Here is a 17,477-nt window from a genome sequence, read left to right as displayed (position 1 = left end):
ATAAAAAACCCGGCCGAAGCCGGGTTTTGCGGTTAGCTCACAGAGGTGAGGGGAATTACATCATTCCGCCCATACCACCCATGCCGCCCATACCACCAGCGCCACCCATGTCTAACTTGTCTTCTTTCGGCAAGTCAGTGACCATGCACTCGGTGGTGATCATCAGGCCAGCGACAGAGGCCGCGTACTGCAGAGCAGAACGGGTCACTTTAGTTGGATCCAGGATACCCATCGCGATCATGTCGCCGTATTCTTCGGTGTAAGCGTTGTAGCCGAAGCTGCCTTCGCCTGCTTTCACGTTGTTGGCAATCACAGAAGCTTCTTCACCGGCGTTGATCACGATCTGACGCAGTGGAGATTCCATGGCACGCAGGGCAACTTTGATCCCCACGTTCTGGTCTTCGTTATCGCCTTTCAGGCCAGCAATTTTGCCTGCTACACGGATCAGCGCTACGCCACCGCCAGCAACCACGCCTTCTTCTACCGCAGCGCGAGTCGCGTGCAGGGCATCTTCAACGCGGGCTTTCTTCTCTTTCATTTCAACTTCAGTTGCGGCGCCCACTTTGATAACGGCAACGCCGCCAGCCAGTTTAGCAACACGCTCTTGCAGTTTTTCACGATCATAGTCAGAGGTCGCTTCTTCGATCTGCTGACGGATCTGGGTAACGCGGCCCTGAATGGTGGCTTCGTCGCCCACGCCATCGATGATGATGGTGGTGTCTTTGTTGATTACGATGCGTTTTGCCTGACCCAGATCTTCCAGGGTAGTTTTTTCCAGCTCCAGACCGATCTCTTCAGAGATCACGGTACCGGCAGTCAGGGTAGCGATGTCTTGCAGCATGGCTTTACGACGGTCGCCGAAGCCAGGTGCTTTAACCGCAGCCACTTTCACGATGCCACGCATGGTGTTAACCACCAGGGTCGCCAACGCTTCGCCTTCAACATCTTCAGCAATGATCAGCAGTGGTTTGCCTGCTTTCGCAACGGCTTCCAGCACTGGCAGCATTTCACGGATGTTGGAGATTTTCTTGTCAGCCAACAGGATGAACGGGCTTTCCAGCTCGATAGAACCGGTTTCTGGCTTGTTGATGAAGTACGGAGACAGGTAGCCGCGATCGAACTGCATACCTTCAACCACGTCCAGCTCGTCTTGCAGGCCGGTGCCTTCTTCAACGGTGATCACGCCTTCTTTGCCCACTTTCTCCATCGCTTCTGCAATCAGTTTACCCACGGTTTCGTCGGAGTTTGCAGAGATGGTACCTACCTGAGCGATAGCTTTAGAATCAGAGCAAGGTACAGACAGTTTTTTCAGCTCTTCAACCGCAGCGATGACCGCTTTGTCGATACCGCGCTTCAGGTCCATCGGGTTCATGCCGGCAGCCACAGCTTTCAGGCCTTCGGTGATGATGGATTGAGCCAGTACGGTTGCAGTGGTGGTACCGTCGCCCGCAGCGTCGTTCGCTTTAGAGGCAACTTCTTTCACCATTTGTGCACCCATGTTCTCGAACTTGTCTTCCAGTTCGATTTCACGAGCAACAGATACGCCATCTTTAGTGATGGTAGGAGCGCCGAAGGATTTATCCAGCACTACGTTGCGGCCTTTCGGGCCCAGAGTCACTTTTACTGCATCAGCGAGAACATTCACACCGCGGAGCATCTTCACGCGAGCATCATTGCCGAATTTTACATCTTTAGCTGCCATTGGTATTTCCCTTCAACTCGTTCAGTTCAGAAGATTTATAAAGCGTTATTACGCTTCAACAATTGCCAGAATGTCGCTTTCGGACATGATCAACACTTCTTCATTGTCGATCTTCTCTGCTTTCACGCCGTAACCGTCGTTGAAAATCACGATGTCGCCTACTTTCACATCCAGCGGCTGGATGTTGCCGCTTTCCAGAACACGTCCTTTACCAACGGCTACCACTTCACCACGAGTAGATTTACCCGCTGCAGAGCCAGTCAGAACGATGCCGCCAGCAGATTTTGATTCAACTTCTTTGCGCTTGACGATAACGCGGTCATGCAATGGACGAATACTCATTGAACGCTCTCCTGTAAGAAGGTTTCTATCAGATTTAGGGTTGTGCGCCGGATTATTGATACCGGCTCCGTGGGATTTGAAATGGGGGCGTTCCATCCCCCTTCAAGGGGCAGCAGCAAAAAAATTTTCGATTTGATGAGCTACCGTGAACACTATCAGCAAAAACGCGGCCAATTGCCTCTCTCCCACTATACGGACCGGATAACACATGGGCACTTGTTTAGGGAGAGGGGGTAGTCCAGAGTCGCGGTCAGGTACCGGGGGCAAATGTAGCACGTTCAGTCCCCTCTCCCTTTGGGAGAGGGTTCGGGTGAGGGGAGATCTCAGCGATCGTCACGCTTGTCGCGATCGTCAGGTTGATGATCCAGGGTGTAGCGGTCGTCTTGCTTGCGCTGGAATTCACCGTCGAAGGTGTTGCCATTGGCAGCACCGCCGTTCTGGCCCCAGCCGCCTGGGCGATAAACGGCAAGATGCGGCATCAGCTTCAGCGTCAGCGATTTCTGCACCGGCGGTAACAGCAGCAACAGGCCAAGGAAATCGGTGAAAAAGCCCGGTATCACCAGCAGGAACCCCGCCAGCACCAGCGAAACGCTTTTCACCATCTCCGCTGCCGGGCTTTCGCCCGCCGCCAGCTTCTGTTGCATCTGCACAAAGGTCTTCATGCCCTGATTACGCACCAGGGAAACGCCGACGCAGGAGGTAAACACCACCAACAGCAGCGTCATTGCCACCCCCAACATGGCGGCAACTTTGATAAACAAGGATATCTCTATGTAAGCCAGTAGAAATATCAGCAATAACGGTAACCAGCGCACCTGGTTCTCTCCTCTAGGTAGAGTCGGCGTACCCGCCCGATGGCGCATACGTGATAAATGGGGCCACGAATCGGCCAACCTTCATACAATGGGGGCTGCCCGCCGCCATTTCAACCGGCCGATCTTTTTTATTCTCCATGACGCAAACGTGAAGCCCTTCACAGAAACCAAAAGCTGTCATTTGCCGAAGCACCATATAGTGATCTACGTTCATTCATTTATTACCAACCAGCATATGATCTGGGTAGCGACAATAGCTGCGGTCAATACTTCCGCAGTTGACCCGCTCGGCAACATTATTTTGTTATCCTGCATATAATTATATTCGGCAGCAACATAGAGAAGGTTCTCATGTCAAACAACATTCGTATCGAAGAAGACCTATTAGGAACACGTGAAGTCCCTGCAGAAGCCTACTACGGTGTTCATACACTGCGTGCGATTGAAAACTTCTATATCAGCAACAGTAAAATCAGCGACGTTCCTGAGTTCGTGCGTGGCATGGTGATGGTGAAAAAAGCCGCCGCCATGGCGAACAAAGAGCTGCACACCATTCCACGCAAAATCGCCGACGTCATCATCCAGGCTTGTGATGAAGTGCTGGATAAAGGCAAATGCATGGATCAATTCCCGGTGGATGTGTTCCAGGGGGGTGCTGGCACCTCGCTGAACATGAACACCAACGAAGTGCTGGCAAACATCGGCCTGGAACTGATGGGCCACCAGAAGGGTGAATACCAATACCTGAACCCTAACGATCACCTCAACAAGTGCCAGTCTACCAACGACGCTTACCCAACCGGGTTCCGCATCGCGGTTTACGCCTCCAACCAGAAACTGATCGACGCCATCAACCAATTGCGTGAAGGGTTTGACCGTAAATCCAAAGAGTTCGAAACCATCCTGAAAATGGGTCGCACCCAGTTGCAGGACGCAGTGCCAATGACGCTGGGCCAGGAATTCCACGCTTTCAGCGTGTTGCTGAATGAAGAAACCCGTAACCTGCACCGTACCGCAGAGTTGCTGCTGGAAGTGAACCTGGGTGCCACGGCGATCGGTACCGCGCTGAACACCCCGGAAGGTTACCAACACCTGGCCGTGAAGAAACTGGCGGAAGTCAGTGGCCTGCCAGTGGTCCCTGCCGAAGACCTGATCGAAGCCACCTCCGACTGCGGTGCCTACGTAATGATGCACAGCGCGCACAAGCGCCTGGCGGTCAAACTGTCCAAGATCTGTAACGACCTGCGCCTGCTGTCTTCCGGCCCACGCGCTGGCCTGAACGAAATCAATCTGCCAGAGCTGCAGGCGGGTTCTTCCATCATGCCGGCCAAAGTGAACCCGGTGATCCCGGAAGTGGTTAACCAGGTTTGCTTTAAGGTGATCGGCAACGACACTTGCGTTACCATGGCCGCCGAAGCGGGCCAACTGCAGTTGAACGTGATGGAACCGGTGATTGGCCAGGCGATGTTTGAATCGATTCACATCCTGACCAACGCCTGCTATAACCTGCTGGAAAAATGCATTAACGGTATTACCGCCAACAAAGAAGTGTGCGAGTACTACGTATTTAACTCCATCGGTATCGTCACCTATCTGAACCCGTTCATTGGCCACCACAACGGTGACATTGTCGGCAAGATCTGTGCTGAAACCGGCAAGAGCGTACGTGAGGTCGTGCTGGAACGCGGTTTACTGACCGAAGCTGAGCTGGATGACATCTTCTCCGTAGAGAACCTGATGCACCCGGCATATAAGGCGAAACGCTATACAGATGAAAATGAACAATAATAGACTCATCCGGTAGCCTGAAAGGCACGCTAATCCTCTGGATAGCGTGCCTTTTTTCTTTCCGAAAACACAAAGCTGTAACGTTTGGTTTTCATAAAAATCCATTTTAAGGGGTAAACACTATGCTAGTAGTAGAATTGGTGATCGTTCTACTGGCCATTTTTTTGGGGGCCAGGCTGGGCGGTATCGGAATAGGCTTTGCAGGCGGTCTTGGGGTATTGGTGCTGGCGATGATCGGCGTTAAGCCAGGCAGCATTCCCTTCGACGTTATCTCAATCATTATGGCGGTTATCGCCGCTATCGCCGCCATGCAGGTCGCTGGCGGGATGGACTATCTGGTACAGCAAACCGAAAAGCTGCTGCGCAAGAATCCAAAATACATCACTATTCTGGCCCCCATCGTCACCTATTTCCTGACCATCTTCGCCGGTACCGGTAATATCTCCCTCTCGGCCCTGCCGGTGATTGCAGAAGTGGCCAAAGAACAGGGCATCAAGCCTTGCCGTCCGCTGTCTACCGCCGTGGTTTCCGCGCAGATTGCCATTACCGCTTCACCTATCTCGGCAGCGGTGGTGTACATGTCATCCGTCATGGAAGGCCACGGCGTGAGTTATCTGCACTTACTGATGGTGGTGATCCCTTCCACCTTCCTGGCAGTGATACTGATGTCGCTGCTGGTCACCTGGCTGTTTGACTCCAAGCTGTCTGACGATCCGGTGTATCAACAACGCTTCGAAGAAGGTCTGGTTGCCCTGCGCGGTGAGAACGTGATCGTGATTAAACCACGTGCGAAAACCTCCGTGCTGCTGTTCCTGGCCGGCGTACTGTGCGTTGTAGCCTATGCCATCATCAACAGCCCGAGTTTGGGTCTGGTGACGACACCGCTGATGAACACCACCAATGCCATCCTGATCATCATGCTGAGCGTGGCCACCCTGACCACCATCCTGTGCCGCGTCGATACCGACATGATACTGAATTCCAGCACCTTTAAAGCCGGGATGAGCGCCTGTATCTGTATTCTGGGCGTGGCCTGGTTGGGTGACACCTTTGTGCAGGCCAACCTCGACTGGATCAAAGAGACTGCGGGTACCGTGATCCAATCCCATCCTTGGTTGCTGGCGGTGATCTTCTTCTTCTGTTCGGCGCTGCTGTACTCTCAGGCCGCCACTGCCAAGGCGTTGATGCCGATGGCGCTGGCCCTGAACGTCACCCCGCTGACGGCGATCGCTTCCTTTGCCGCCGTTTCTGGCCTGTTCATTCTGCCTACCTATCCAACCCTGGTAGCGGCAGTACAGATGGACGACACAGGAACAACACGCATCGGGCGTTTCGTGTTTAACCACCCGTTCCTGATCCCTGGCACTATGGGTGTGGCGTTTGCCGTCATCTTCGGCTTCCTGATTGGCAGCGTTATTCTGTGATCCTCCAGCGGGGTTCCGGCCCCGCTTTCCCCTCCCCATTCTCCCCTTGCTGATAATCTAACCTTCTAGCCAACACCGCTTCAGGGTATAGTGCCCTGTTACCAAACCTGGTTGAGAGGGCCGAAGATGTCTGATTGCGAAGCTATCGTCATACTCTGTACCGCACCCGATGAGGCCACGGCGCAAGAGCTGGCGGCACGCGTCCTGGGGGAGAAACTGGCGGCCTGCGCCACGCTGCTGCCCGGAGCAACATCGTTGTATTACTGGGAAGGAAAACTGCAACAGGAATACGAAGTGCAGATGCTGTTTAAAAGCGATCGCCAGCATCAACAGGCGCTACTCACCTACCTGAAACAACATCACCCGTACCAGACACCCGAACTGTTGGTGCTGCCGGTGATGGCCGGAGATAAAGATTACCTGTCATGGATCAACGCCTCATTAAACTGATATTGCTGCTGTGTAGCCTGTTCTTCCTGCCCACTGCGGCTCAGGCTTCACTGTTCGGCCAAAACGCGGGTAACCAGTTCGTGCCCGTCGATCAGGCATTTGCCTTTGATTTTAAACAACAGGGGCCCCAGCTGACGCTAAGCTGGCAAATCCGCCCCGGTTACTACCTGTACCGCCAGCAAATCAAACTGGTGCCGCAGCAGGCAACGCTGGGCCAATTTGAACTGCCTGCCGGGCTGAAGCACAAAGACGAATTCTTTGGTGAGGTGGCGATATTCAAGGAGCCATTGGCCCTGAACATTCCCCTGTTGCAGGCGGGTGACAATGCCAGCCTGAGCGTCACCTATCAAGGGTGCGCTGAAGCCGGTTTCTGCTATCCACCGGAAACCCGCGTGATCCCGCTGAGCGCGGTGGCGCTTGCCGCAGAGCCAGCAACACCGGTCGCCGTGGCCCCCACGGAAACAGCCCCCGCCAATCTGCCCTTCTCGCCCTTGTGGGCCTTGCTGATTGGTATCGGTATTGCGTTTACCCCTTGCGTGTTGCCGATGTATCCGCTGATTTCCGGCATTATTCTGGGCCGTGAGCGGCCACACAGCAGCGGGCGCATTCTGGTGCTGGCCGTGGTATATGTGCAAGGCATGGCGCTGACCTACACCTTGCTTGGCCTGGTGGTGGCCGCCGCCGGGTTGCAGTTCCAGGCCGCGCTGCAACACCCTTACGTGCTGATCGGTCTGTCGGTGCTGTTTGTCGCCCTGGCTCTGTCCATGTTCGGCTGCTATTCCTTACAACTACCTTCTTCACTGCAAACGCGGCTGGCCAACTGGAGCAACACTCAGCAGGGCGGCTCGCTGGTTGGCGTATTTGTGATGGGCGCTCTGGCAGGCCTGATCTGCTCACCATGCACTACCGCCCCGCTTAGTGCCATCCTGCTGTACATCGCCCAAAGCGGTAATATGTGGGCCGGTGGCGGCACGTTGTATCTGTATGCGCTGGGGATGGGTATCCCGCTGGTGATTGTGACGCTGTTCGGCAACCGCCTGCTGCCACGCAGCGGCCCGTGGATGCAGTACGTCAAGGAAGCCTTTGGCTTTGTGATCCTGGCGCTGCCAGTATTCCTGCTTGAGCGGGTGATCGGCGACGTCTGGGGGCTGCGCCTGTGGAGCCTGCTCGGCCTGGCATTCTTCGGCTGGGCATTCGTTCTGAGCCTGAAATCATCCCGTGGCTGGACGCGAGCCATCCAGGTGTTGCTGTTGGCAGCGCTGGTGATTTCGGCGCGCCCATTGCAAGACTGGGCATTCGGTAGCACCGCCTCTGAACAGGCGGCCCTGCCGCATCTGAATTTCACCCGTATCAATAACGTTGAGCAGCTTGACCAGGCGCTGCAACAGGCGCAGGGCAAGCCGGTGATGCTGGACCTGTACGCGGACTGGTGTGTCGCCTGCAAAGAGTTTGAGAAGTATACGTTCAGCGATCCGGCAGTGCAGGCCCAATTGGCTGATACGGTGTTGCTGCAGGCCGACGTAACGGCCAACAATGCCGAGCAGGCAGCCTTGCTCAAGCACTTGCAGGTGCTTGGCTTGCCGACCATTTTGTTCTTTGACCGAGATGGCAAAGAGTTACCCGCAGCCCGCGTGACGGGCTTTATGAACGCGGAAGCCTTCGACGCACATTTGCAGAAAACCACTCGGTAAACGACACTGAGTTTCAGAACATTTTTTTGGAGGGAGCACTAGTGCAACGTGAACAGGTTTTAAATACAGCCCTGGAGCTGTTGGAAAAACAGGGCCTGGCGACCACCACCTTGGAAATGCTGGCAGCAAAGCTGGGTGTGCCATACAGCGATTTCAAACCGTTCTGGCCGGACCGTGAGGCTCTGCTGTATGACTGCCTGCGCTACCACGGCCAGCAGATTGATACCTGGCGCCGCCAGTTGCAACTTGATGAGACGTTGAGCCCGCAGCAAAAGCTGCTGGCGCGTTATGACGTGCTGGCAGAGCACGTGCAGAATGAACGCTACCCTGGCTGCCTGTTTATTGCCGCCTGTAGCTTCTTCCCAGAGAGCGACCACCCGATCCATCAACTGGCCGAGCAGCAGAAGATCACCTCGCTGGACTTCACCCGCGATCTGTTGCGTGAGATGGATGCCGATGACGCCGACTCGGTAGCGCAGCAAATGGAGTTGGTGCAGGAAGGCTGCCTGAGCAAGCTGCTGATAAAACGCCAGTTGCAGGATGTTGCTGTCGCCAAGCGGTTGGCCGAAGATATCTTGCATATTGCCCAGTGCCGTCAGTTCGGAGCGTTAAGCTAAAGCGTGCAACGCCGTGACCTGGTGGCAACAGAGGCAGAATTACACGACCTTTGCCTGAAAAGCCAGCAATCGGCGCTGTTTTCACGTTTTTTGTCACAAATCCGTTGACGCCGCACGACCAATACGGTTTAATGCGCCCCGTTGCCCGGATAGCTCAGTCGGTAGAGCAGGGGATTGAAAATCCCCGTGTCCTTGGTTCGATTCCGAGTCCGGGCACCACTTATTCATACACGGACGTCCATTGACGTCCGTTTTTCTTTTTAAAGTCAACAAACTATCTATTTTATCCCCCTCACTGACGTTCACTAACATTCATCAACATCCACATTGCCTTGATGGTATATCTGTTGGTATTGTTAGTTCGATATGTTTTGTACCATCACTGGGAGGGGTAAACGATGGCTCTCACTGATGTCAAAGTAAGAAATGCCAAGCCCACCAACAAGCCTGTAAAGCTCACTGACGGCAACGGCATGCATCTTCTTATTCATCCCAATGGCTCCAAATACTGGCGTCTACAATACCGCTTTGCAGGAAAACAAAAGCTACTGGCTCTTGGGGTCTACCCTGCTGTCACTCTTGCTGATGCCCGTAACCGTAGAGATAATGCCAGAAGATTAATTGCTGCTGGTATTGACCCCTCCGAAAAGAAAAAATCAGAAAAGGTAGAGCAAAGCGGCGCTCTTGCTTTTGAGTCCGTTGCCAGAGACTGGCATGCAAGCAACATCAACTGGTCAGAAACTCATGCAGAGAGAGTGCTGAACAGCCTTATCAACCATGTGTTCCCTGTCATTGGTAAACGAAACATTACCGACCTCAAAACCCGTGACCTACTTCAACCAATTAAGGCGGCTGAAAAATCCGGGCATCTTGAGATTGCTGCTCGTATCCAGCAACGTATCACCGCTATCATGCGATATGCTGTCCATAACAGTATTATCGATAGTAATCCTGCACAGGACTTAGCTGGAGCCATTGCAACAGCAAAACGAGTCCATCGCCCGGCTCTTCCATTTGAACGCATTACAGAGCTTCTCAACCGCATTGAGGGCTACAGAGGAAGACAGCTAACCCGCCTTGCTGTTCGACTCACTTTACTGACTTTTGTTCGTTCCAGTGAGATACGTTTTGCCCGTTGGTCTGAAATTGATTTCAAGAATGCGTTCTGGACCATACCTGCAGAACGTGAAGAACTACAAGGAGTGAAACACTCCAGCCGTGGCTCTAAGATGAAAACCCCTCACCTTGTTCCATTAAGCAAGCAGGCAATAGCAACCCTGAAAGAAATTCAGAAGCTCAGTGGCGATCAGGAAATCATTTTCATTGGCGATCACTATGCTTATAAACCAATGAGTGAAAACACCATCAATAACGCGCTTCGTAAAATGGGCTATTACACCAAAACAGAAGTTTGTGGTCATGGTTTCCGCTCTATGGCCTGTAGTGCCTTGATCGAGTCCGGTTTATGGTCAAAAGATGCTGTTGAACGTCAAATGAGCCATCAGGAGCGTAATAACGTTCGCGCCGCTTACATCCATCTTGCTGAGCATTTAGATGAAAGACGTCTTATGGTGCAATGGTGGGCAGATTACTTAGATAAAGTATCAGATGAATTCATTAATCCATTTCATCTATGCAACTAAAGAATGCCAATACCCTAACAAACTGTATGTATACACAGTGTTGATGTTATGGTAAACTATCAAAGAAAGTTATTCAAAGAGAATTTTAAATGTTAAATATCAATACATTAGGTTTCTTTTCTGGTGGTGGGGGGCTAGATCTTGGGTTTTCCGCTGCAGGTTATAATATCATTCTGTCTTCTGATATTGATGCCCACTCCTGCGAAACCTTAAAGCTTAATCAGGGGAAAAAAGCTTATGTTAAAGAACATCCAGTTTTATGTGAAGATGTTCGAAAAATAAATAAAGCAACAATTAAAGAAATCATTAGCGATAAAAAAATTGACTTTGTTATTGGCGGTCCACCGTGTCAATCATTTTCTGTTTTCGGCCGACGTAAAGGTCTCGAAGATCCTCGTGGTAATTTAGTTTTTGAATATGTAAGGTTAATTAATGAATTAAGGCCGCGAGGATTTCTTTTCGAAAATGTAGCTGGATTAAAAAGTATTCATGGCGGTGAGCTTTATAGGGAGTTAGCTAAAGTTTTATCAATGGATGGTAGGTATAAAATATCAGTGCATGAGTATGAAGTCGCTGAATATGGCATTCCACAATTTAGGAAAAGGATATTTTTTATTGGATCATTGGAAGGGAAAGAAATAAATCCTATGATGCCAACACATGCCCAGAAAGATGGTTTGAATTTTGGTTTTAAAGCTTTTAACACAGTTAAACAAGTGTTGACAGACTTGCCCAGACCAATTACTGATTGGAAGTCAAAGGCTTATATTAATGGGCATGTTGGAAGAAAACACAGTCAATTAATTGTAGACAGATACACATCATTAATACATGGTGAAAGAGATCATAAAACAAGAATCAATAAATTAGATCCTAATAAACCTAGCTATACAATAATTGTGGGGTCAGATGCAGGTGGGGGAAAAGGTCATATTCATCCTTTTGAGCCACGCGAAGTAACTCCTAGAGAAAGTGCTAGAATCCAAACATTCCCGGATTGGTGGGAGTTTTATGGAACTGGTCGACATATAATCCGGCAAGTTGGAAATGCTGTTCCACCATTATTTGGTGCACTAATTGCAAATCATGTTGCAAAAGAAATGTTCTCTATTGATACAGAAAGAAATATTGATGATTTTATAGATATTCTTGATTTGGAGTTCTTTAAAAATGTTGATAACAGATCTCTTCAGCCACAAAATACATTCAAGTAGTGATGATTGGCCTGAAAAGCTGATTGATATAGCTACTATTTTTAACAAATTTGATGGTCATCCTTACGATAGGATGGCTATCGAGAGTGAATTATTGAAAATTAGTCCACGGGCAACGAAAGTTGCCCGTGATGCTTCGAAATTTAGAGATGAAATTAGCGCGTATCCTGCATATTTAGGTTTATATCGACTAGCTATCGTAAACGGCGTGTGGCATATTTTCTTGAGCAAAGCGGCCAAAAGGTTTTTAGTTAATGAAGAGCCTAATGTTCCCGCCTTTCTATTAATACAGCTAGCAATATTTCAGTATCCAAATGGTATGGGTGTAGCGTACAGCTCTGGTAGTTCTAATCTCAGAATCCAAGCAAACACAAAAGATAGAACCCTTGGTTTCATAAGGGAAGGAATTCATTTATCACCACTTAGACTAATATGTAAAGCAATTCTTGCGGATGCTAAATTAAATGAAAAAGATATTTTTGATGCAAGCATATCATATGAAGAGATCTTTATTTTAGCAAATGATAAGAGTATTAATATAAGTTCGTCTCCAGATGAGATAGTGATAGAAAATAGGCTAACCTCAATAAGAAATAAATCGGAGAAATTCCAAGGGAGATATGAAAGTCGTTTCCATATATTGAGGCATACAGAGATTTTTGAAATCGAACGATCAAGAATAAAGTTTAAAACACCTATCACAAAAATAGAGAGAAGCTTTATTTTTGAAAAAATACATACTATAAATAACATAAAAGTTCAGTTTGATGAATTTGATAATATTGAAAGCGAAAAAGATCTAATTGATGAATTAAGATCGTGTTCATGGTCAAATTATTATGATGCGTTAAAGACCTTGGACCAAGAAACAATTTTTAAATTAACGCATGAAAGTGATATTCCCGTTAATGATAAGGCTGATTTCATTGATATAGATAAACCTATAGATATTTTTTCTTCAGATAGACTGTATGACTTAAGAGAAATAAATAGAGATGTGTCAATAAAAATGAATAATTATAAAAATAAAATGTATGTTGATCCTGAACTTACTAAAATAAAGCGTCAGCGTGCGAATCTAACACATAAAATATTACTTGAAAGACTTAATGAATACTTAAGTTCAAAAGGTGCACTTTCACTTGAAAATGAGCATATAGATCTTTATGCGAAACTAGGAAATAATGAAAAATTTCTCTTTGAAGTAAAAAGCATTGATGATAAAAATCTCTTAAGTCAAAGCCGTAAGGGAATTAGCCAGTTATATGAATATAGATACCGATACCAAAAAATAATTGGGTATGATGTAAATTTGTGTCTTGTATATCCCCATGAACCTAAATGTATACCGTGGCTTCAGGAATACTTGTGCAAAGATAGACTTGTTGGGATTATGTGGTTTGAAGAGGATGATAAACCCAAATTTTCCAAATACTGTGAACATTTAGCTAATATAATATGAAACATATTATTCTATCGTGTAGAGATGATTTATAGTCATTTCAGTGCTAAAGGGTCATAGACCCTTTTCATCTATTTGAAGGAACTGTGAATCGGTTAAGATATATATTTTTTGGTGATGTATAAATAGGTAAATATAATAATTTAACCGATGATTGTTTTTGAGAGTGTTCATTCTTGTCTACCAATCATGTTTGCAAGAAATTTTTTTCCACGCAACTGAAACTTTATCTTTTCTTCAGTACTTACATTTTTAAAATGTAATAAAAATCCAAGTACAAATTTCTTATCGACATCTTCAACTTTACAGCCCATAGCTTTAGCCACTTCTGCACCTAAAATAATCTTCAACCGTGTTTCAGCACTCTTGGTTAGAGATTTTTCCTTACTCTTTAAACGATTCAGACACATCTGTGCTGATGCTATTTTTTGTTTTATTGTTTTTTCAGTTCGTGGTTTCCTGCTTTTCTGTTCAACAGACGCAGCATCTTTATCTTCACGCATTTATTTCTCCTTTCCTGTTCGTCCATTCGTCCCTGTAGTATATGTTAAGTAAGTAAAATGTTTCATCATTACAAATATCAGCGGTATACCAGAATAATCTGCCGGGGTGAAAACCAATTAATCTCACCACTGTATTTTCATTATTGATATATAACAGAGAGAATAGGTAATCATGAAGAGAGGTACAAAAGTGACGATAGGACGAAAACGAAACAAGTTTATACTTTTCATAAAAATAGTCCATGAAGCAGCAAAAATAAAACATCTCATCTTCCACATCTTCGTTGTCTATCCGTATCCCTTTTTCAAATCCTTTAAATTCTTTCTTTTTCTCAGCTATCTCATTAAAATCAAGCCCCATAAAATTTAAATATCTATCTGTCATCACTCTGCTCCTTTTATTATTTTGAATACTCATATTAAATACAATTTAATTTCGAATAAATCAAATTAGAAGCATTCGGAGATTGTTCAAAACAATCGCCTGCTGATAGATTTGTTCTGTTAATAATGGAATTTATCCCGAAGAAATGGTGTTTTGGTTTTAAAAATATTATGCCAGTAAGCTCAAAATAAAAACATCCAACACATACGAGTGCAATCACTAATATTAATTACCTGATACTCTTCGCGTTACTTATTTTCTCAAATTAATGGAAACTATTTTACCTGTTGCTTTTAAACTCTTATTTTTAGTCTTAACCTGTGAATTGTGCAACGCATAAAATCATCTGTTATTTTCACAATTTAATCTTATTTAAGCTTTCCCGCCTTACGGCGGGAGGGAAAAAAATACTTTTTCCCTTACGGGCGATATCTAAAGACTAAAAACCAATATTATTATCCTACCTCAGCCATTCATCCGATTACTGCCCTGTAAATTTCACATATTTTAAAACTAGAGTTATTATTTAAGCATAGAGAAACTTTTTACATTGTCGTTATTTTTAGCTCCTTTAGGAGATATAAAAATAAAGCAATGCCCACCTATACACTCACTTCGTGAGCGTGTGGGGTCTACCGACGGTTGCTGCCGCAGGCTAACACCGTTTCCTTCGGAAACAAGGTCAACGTCAACACCAGAGTTTTTCTTGCGAAAAACTAAAATCAGCATAGTCGCATTGGAGATTTATATTTTTGTTTGATACTTAAATTTATATTGAGGTTATTTTTATTATATGGCTATTTTTCATCTTGATTTTAAAATTGTGAAACGTTCTGAAGGCAAGTCTTCCGTTGCGAAAGCTGCCTATCATGCTCGTTGCAGAATCACAGATGAAAGAACAGGTGATACGTATGATTATAGCCGCTGTACTGATTTATGCGGGCATTTTATATTAGCACCTGTTAATGCTCCAGAATATATTGTAAAAGACTCTACCGCATTGTGGAATGAAGTTGAAAGAGTTGAGCGTCAAAGTAATGGTCAAACGGCTCGAGATTTCGTTTTAGCCATTCCTGCCGCGTTAAATAATGACGACAAGAAAAAGCTTGTCCTTGAATATTGCCAGAAAAATTTCGTTGATAAAGGCATGATTGCCGATATCGCTTTTCATGATCTCGATAGCGACAACCCACATGCTCACGTTATGTTGACGCTCAAAACCATAGGCCCGGAAGGCTTTGGCAAAAAAGAAAGAAGCTGGAACGACAGAAAAATGTCTATTTTTTGGCGTGAATCATGGGCATCTATGGCTAACAGCTACCTCACTGCCACTGGTTCATCAGAACGTATTGACCATCGTTCTCTTCAAACCCAACATGGTGAAGCATTAGAGAAAGCTGCGATTGCTCTGGATAATGAAGAAAAAGCGCTATGGCTTGCCAGAGCTGCTGAAACAAACCGCCCTCCAATGAAACGCATTCATAGTGCTAAATGGCGTAGTAAAGCAGCTCAGGAGCAAAGAGCCGCAGAACAAGCTGTTCGTGACGCAGCGAAGCAGGAAGCGGTTGAAGTCTATAAGACCTTCAGCGAACTTGACCTTGAAATCGTCGTTGATGTCAGAAGCTTTACTGTGGCTGTTCTTGCTGAGCCAGAAGAGATCATAATCCCTGAAACACGTTCAATTAGTTCCAATGGTGATGAACAAAAACCTGTATTGGTTGCACCAACACCTCATACTCGTATGCGTGGGATTAAATCTTACCGTGATAAAACAAAAATCAGTAAGGTCGTTGCTACTAAAAATCCAACCGTTAGTATCTCTGAATCTGGAACAAATACTCTTCTGAAAACAACCTCTTCTAAAAAACCAAACAGGGCATCCAGAAGCGCCCCTGACCATGAAAGAAATCATAAGGCTACTCCACGTCAGGATAATATTTTTAAACGCCTCACGGCTCTTGTCATAGATTTTTTCAAGCAAAAGTTTGTATGGGCTAAAGCAAACAAAGTCCAAAATGATCTTATCAGTGAGGAACATGATGGACGTATTGCTGAAAACTATGTCTTTGATGAAGTATTAGGTCATCATGTTTCTCGTGCTGAATATGAGAAACAAGCAAAGTTTAATCAAGATGACTACAAACCAGCACCGGATGAGATCAGCCGTTTCCCAAGCCGTCCTAAAAATGAACTACCAGAACACGATCATGGTATGGATCTCACCCAATCTATATCGTATCCCAGCAAGAACAACACCATACAATTGAGGCCGCCGGGATTTCGAAGAAATGGATGAACTCATTATATTAACTTTAACTATACTAATACGTTTATATTTTCTTCCTGATACTGTTTATAAAAAACTTTATTTTAGAACCCCTCGAGCTTATACTAAATGTATGTCATCACTTCAATTACCCCCGTAACATAGCAGGATGCGTTATGAACAATACAAATATGATTTCTTTAGAAGATATTTATGAATCTATGTTGGACTATGTTGTAGATAATAATTTCACAGGTGCCTGTCATTCAACTTCCGCAGCGATGTATATATTACTATCCGAATTGGGACTGAATCCAAAATTAAAAATTGGTGAAGTTTTTTCATACTCTAATAAGGTATGCTTTGATCATTCATGGATAGAAATGGATAACCATATATTTGATGTTGCTATAGGTTATCCTCAACCACCGGAATTGGGTGGGCGATATGTGTGTGGCCCTATATTTAATAGTATTGATCTTTCTACAGATCAAGATTCTGATGTTTGTTTTAGATATCAAACTGCTGAAGGACTCGGTGAACCCGCTCTAAGCGTATCGAGATGGACATTACAAGAATATAACGACAGTGAGGATACTGATATTGATATTTGGGATCTCACTGTTTTAATAGGTTCAAGATGTAAATTGGATTTAAATCGTTGTTCCCTTGTGGAAAAATATGGAAGTATACGGCGTGAATTAGTTATTATTGAATAGATAATAATTTTAAACCACGTCCATGTGGACATCATGGACGTGGTTATCTATGAGGTAATCACATTCTTCTTCTGAAGACAACTTGAACAACGCTTGCTTTACTTCTCTGAAATCGACTTCTGCCAGTTTTTCTTCTGTATTTTCTTTCCAGACAGAATCCCGAAAACATTTTTCAGCCATGATGATTGCCAGCCCGATAAAACTGTTGATAAATTCCGGGTCCATTACCTTAGTATATATCACACGTTGCGTCTCTTCATCTGCCAAGTTAAACATATCTGAATAGATTTGCAATGTCATACCAAAGAACATACCCGTTGCTTCATTTCTAAAACTGAACATATTATTACCTCTCTTTCATTAAGTGTTGTTGTTAACATCTGATTTTTATTTATGACGCCATCAATATCAGGTATAAGCAACCCTCATCATTAAATGATGGCAGGAACTTATCGT

Annotated in this window: 16 protein-coding genes and 1 tRNA gene; 11 read left to right on the top strand and 6 right to left on the bottom strand. The window is 46.1% G+C overall.

Annotated elements, in window-relative coordinates:
• Positions 1-55: 55 nt before the first annotated feature.
• The 3 genes from groL to ABIE29_RS00165 form a co-directional block, all read right to left on the bottom strand.
• The gene (gene groL, locus ABIE29_RS00175) at positions 56-1,702 is read right to left on the bottom strand and encodes a chaperonin GroEL (protein ID WP_429616197.1); all 1,647 of its coding nucleotides are present in this window, start codon (positions 1,700-1,702) and stop codon (positions 56-58) included.
• Positions 1,703-1,750: 48 nt separating this feature from the next.
• On the bottom strand, positions 1,751-2,044 hold the full coding sequence (locus ABIE29_RS00170) for a co-chaperone GroES (RefSeq protein ID WP_004952634.1): 294 nt from the start codon (positions 2,042-2,044) through the stop codon (positions 1,751-1,753).
• Between the two features lie 323 nt (positions 2,045-2,367).
• On the bottom strand, positions 2,368-2,859 hold the full coding sequence (locus ABIE29_RS00165) for an FxsA family protein (protein ID WP_429616196.1): 492 nt from the start codon (positions 2,857-2,859) through the stop codon (positions 2,368-2,370).
• Between the two features lie 351 nt (positions 2,860-3,210).
• On the opposite strand from ABIE29_RS00165, the gene aspA reads away from it, so the two are divergent.
• The 9 genes from aspA (at position 3,211) to ABIE29_RS00120 (ending at position 13,148) form a co-directional block, all read left to right on the top strand.
• Entirely contained in the window at positions 3,211-4,647 is a 1,437-nt protein-coding gene (gene aspA, locus ABIE29_RS00160) for an aspartate ammonia-lyase (RefSeq protein WP_429616195.1), read from the top strand.
• Between the two features lie 122 nt (positions 4,648-4,769).
• A complete protein-coding gene (locus tag ABIE29_RS00155; RefSeq protein WP_429616194.1) occupies positions 4,770-6,071 on the top strand; it encodes an anaerobic C4-dicarboxylate transporter in 1,302 nt (433 codons plus the stop codon).
• 126 nt (positions 6,072-6,197) lie between these two features.
• The gene (gene cutA / locus ABIE29_RS00150; RefSeq protein ID WP_021807588.1) at positions 6,198-6,521 is read left to right on the top strand and encodes a divalent cation tolerance protein CutA; all 324 of its coding nucleotides are present in this window, start codon (positions 6,198-6,200) and stop codon (positions 6,519-6,521) included.
• Positions 6,497-8,212: a protein-disulfide reductase DsbD gene (locus tag ABIE29_RS00145; protein WP_429616193.1), complete on the top strand. Its 1,716-nt coding sequence runs from the start codon at positions 6,497-6,499 to the stop codon at positions 8,210-8,212. Before cutA ends, ABIE29_RS00145 begins: the two co-directional genes overlap by 25 nt.
• 41 nt (positions 8,213-8,253) lie before the next feature.
• The gene (locus ABIE29_RS00140; RefSeq protein WP_429616192.1) at positions 8,254-8,829 is read left to right on the top strand and encodes a transcriptional regulator; all 576 of its coding nucleotides are present in this window, start codon (positions 8,254-8,256) and stop codon (positions 8,827-8,829) included.
• Between the two features lie 143 nt (positions 8,830-8,972).
• Positions 8,973-9,048 (top strand) — tRNA-Phe (locus ABIE29_RS00135).
• Positions 9,049-9,227: 179 nt separating this feature from the next.
• Positions 9,228-10,472, top strand: coding sequence for a tyrosine-type recombinase/integrase (locus ABIE29_RS00130; protein WP_429616191.1), 1,245 nt, complete (start codon positions 9,228-9,230; stop codon positions 10,470-10,472).
• An 89-nt stretch (positions 10,473-10,561) separates the two neighbouring features.
• Complete coding sequence (locus tag ABIE29_RS00125) at positions 10,562-11,686, top strand: DNA cytosine methyltransferase (protein ID WP_429616190.1); 1,125 nt, start codon at positions 10,562-10,564, stop codon at positions 11,684-11,686.
• Positions 11,643-13,148: a hypothetical protein gene (locus ABIE29_RS00120; RefSeq protein ID WP_429616189.1), complete on the top strand. Its 1,506-nt coding sequence runs from the start codon at positions 11,643-11,645 to the stop codon at positions 13,146-13,148. Before ABIE29_RS00125 ends, ABIE29_RS00120 begins: the two co-directional genes overlap by 44 nt.
• 170 nt (positions 13,149-13,318) lie before the next feature.
• Here ABIE29_RS00120 and ABIE29_RS00115 read toward each other — a convergent pair whose 3' ends face one another.
• Complete coding sequence (locus tag ABIE29_RS00115; protein ID WP_429616188.1) at positions 13,319-13,651, bottom strand: conjugal transfer protein TraD; 333 nt, start codon at positions 13,649-13,651, stop codon at positions 13,319-13,321.
• The gene (locus tag ABIE29_RS00110) at positions 13,644-14,036 is read right to left on the bottom strand and encodes a hypothetical protein (RefSeq protein WP_429616187.1); all 393 of its coding nucleotides are present in this window, start codon (positions 14,034-14,036) and stop codon (positions 13,644-13,646) included. Before ABIE29_RS00110 ends, ABIE29_RS00115 begins: the two co-directional genes overlap by 8 nt.
• A 793-nt stretch (positions 14,037-14,829) precedes the next feature.
• Here ABIE29_RS00110 and mobQ point away from each other — a divergent pair.
• Together mobQ and ABIE29_RS00100 are read left to right on the top strand one after the other, a co-directional pair.
• Positions 14,830-16,332 (top strand): MobQ family relaxase, encoded by a 1,503-nt coding sequence (mobQ, locus tag ABIE29_RS00105; protein ID WP_429616186.1) that lies wholly within the window; start codon positions 14,830-14,832, stop codon positions 16,330-16,332.
• A gap of 146 nt (positions 16,333-16,478) precedes the next feature.
• Complete coding sequence (locus tag ABIE29_RS00100) at positions 16,479-17,021, top strand: acetyltransferase (protein ID WP_429616185.1); 543 nt, start codon at positions 16,479-16,481, stop codon at positions 17,019-17,021.
• A gap of 9 nt (positions 17,022-17,030) precedes the next feature.
• On the opposite strand, the gene ABIE29_RS00095 is transcribed toward ABIE29_RS00100, so the two are convergent.
• Positions 17,031-17,363 (bottom strand): hypothetical protein, encoded by a 333-nt coding sequence (locus ABIE29_RS00095; protein WP_429616184.1) that lies wholly within the window; start codon positions 17,361-17,363, stop codon positions 17,031-17,033.
• Between the last annotated feature and the right edge of the window lie 114 nt (positions 17,364-17,477).

Source organism: Serratia sp. 2723, assembly GCF_050434425.1.
GTDB lineage: Bacteria > Pseudomonadota > Gammaproteobacteria > Enterobacterales > Enterobacteriaceae > Chania.
This window is presented reverse-complemented; position numbering and strand designations above follow the sequence as displayed.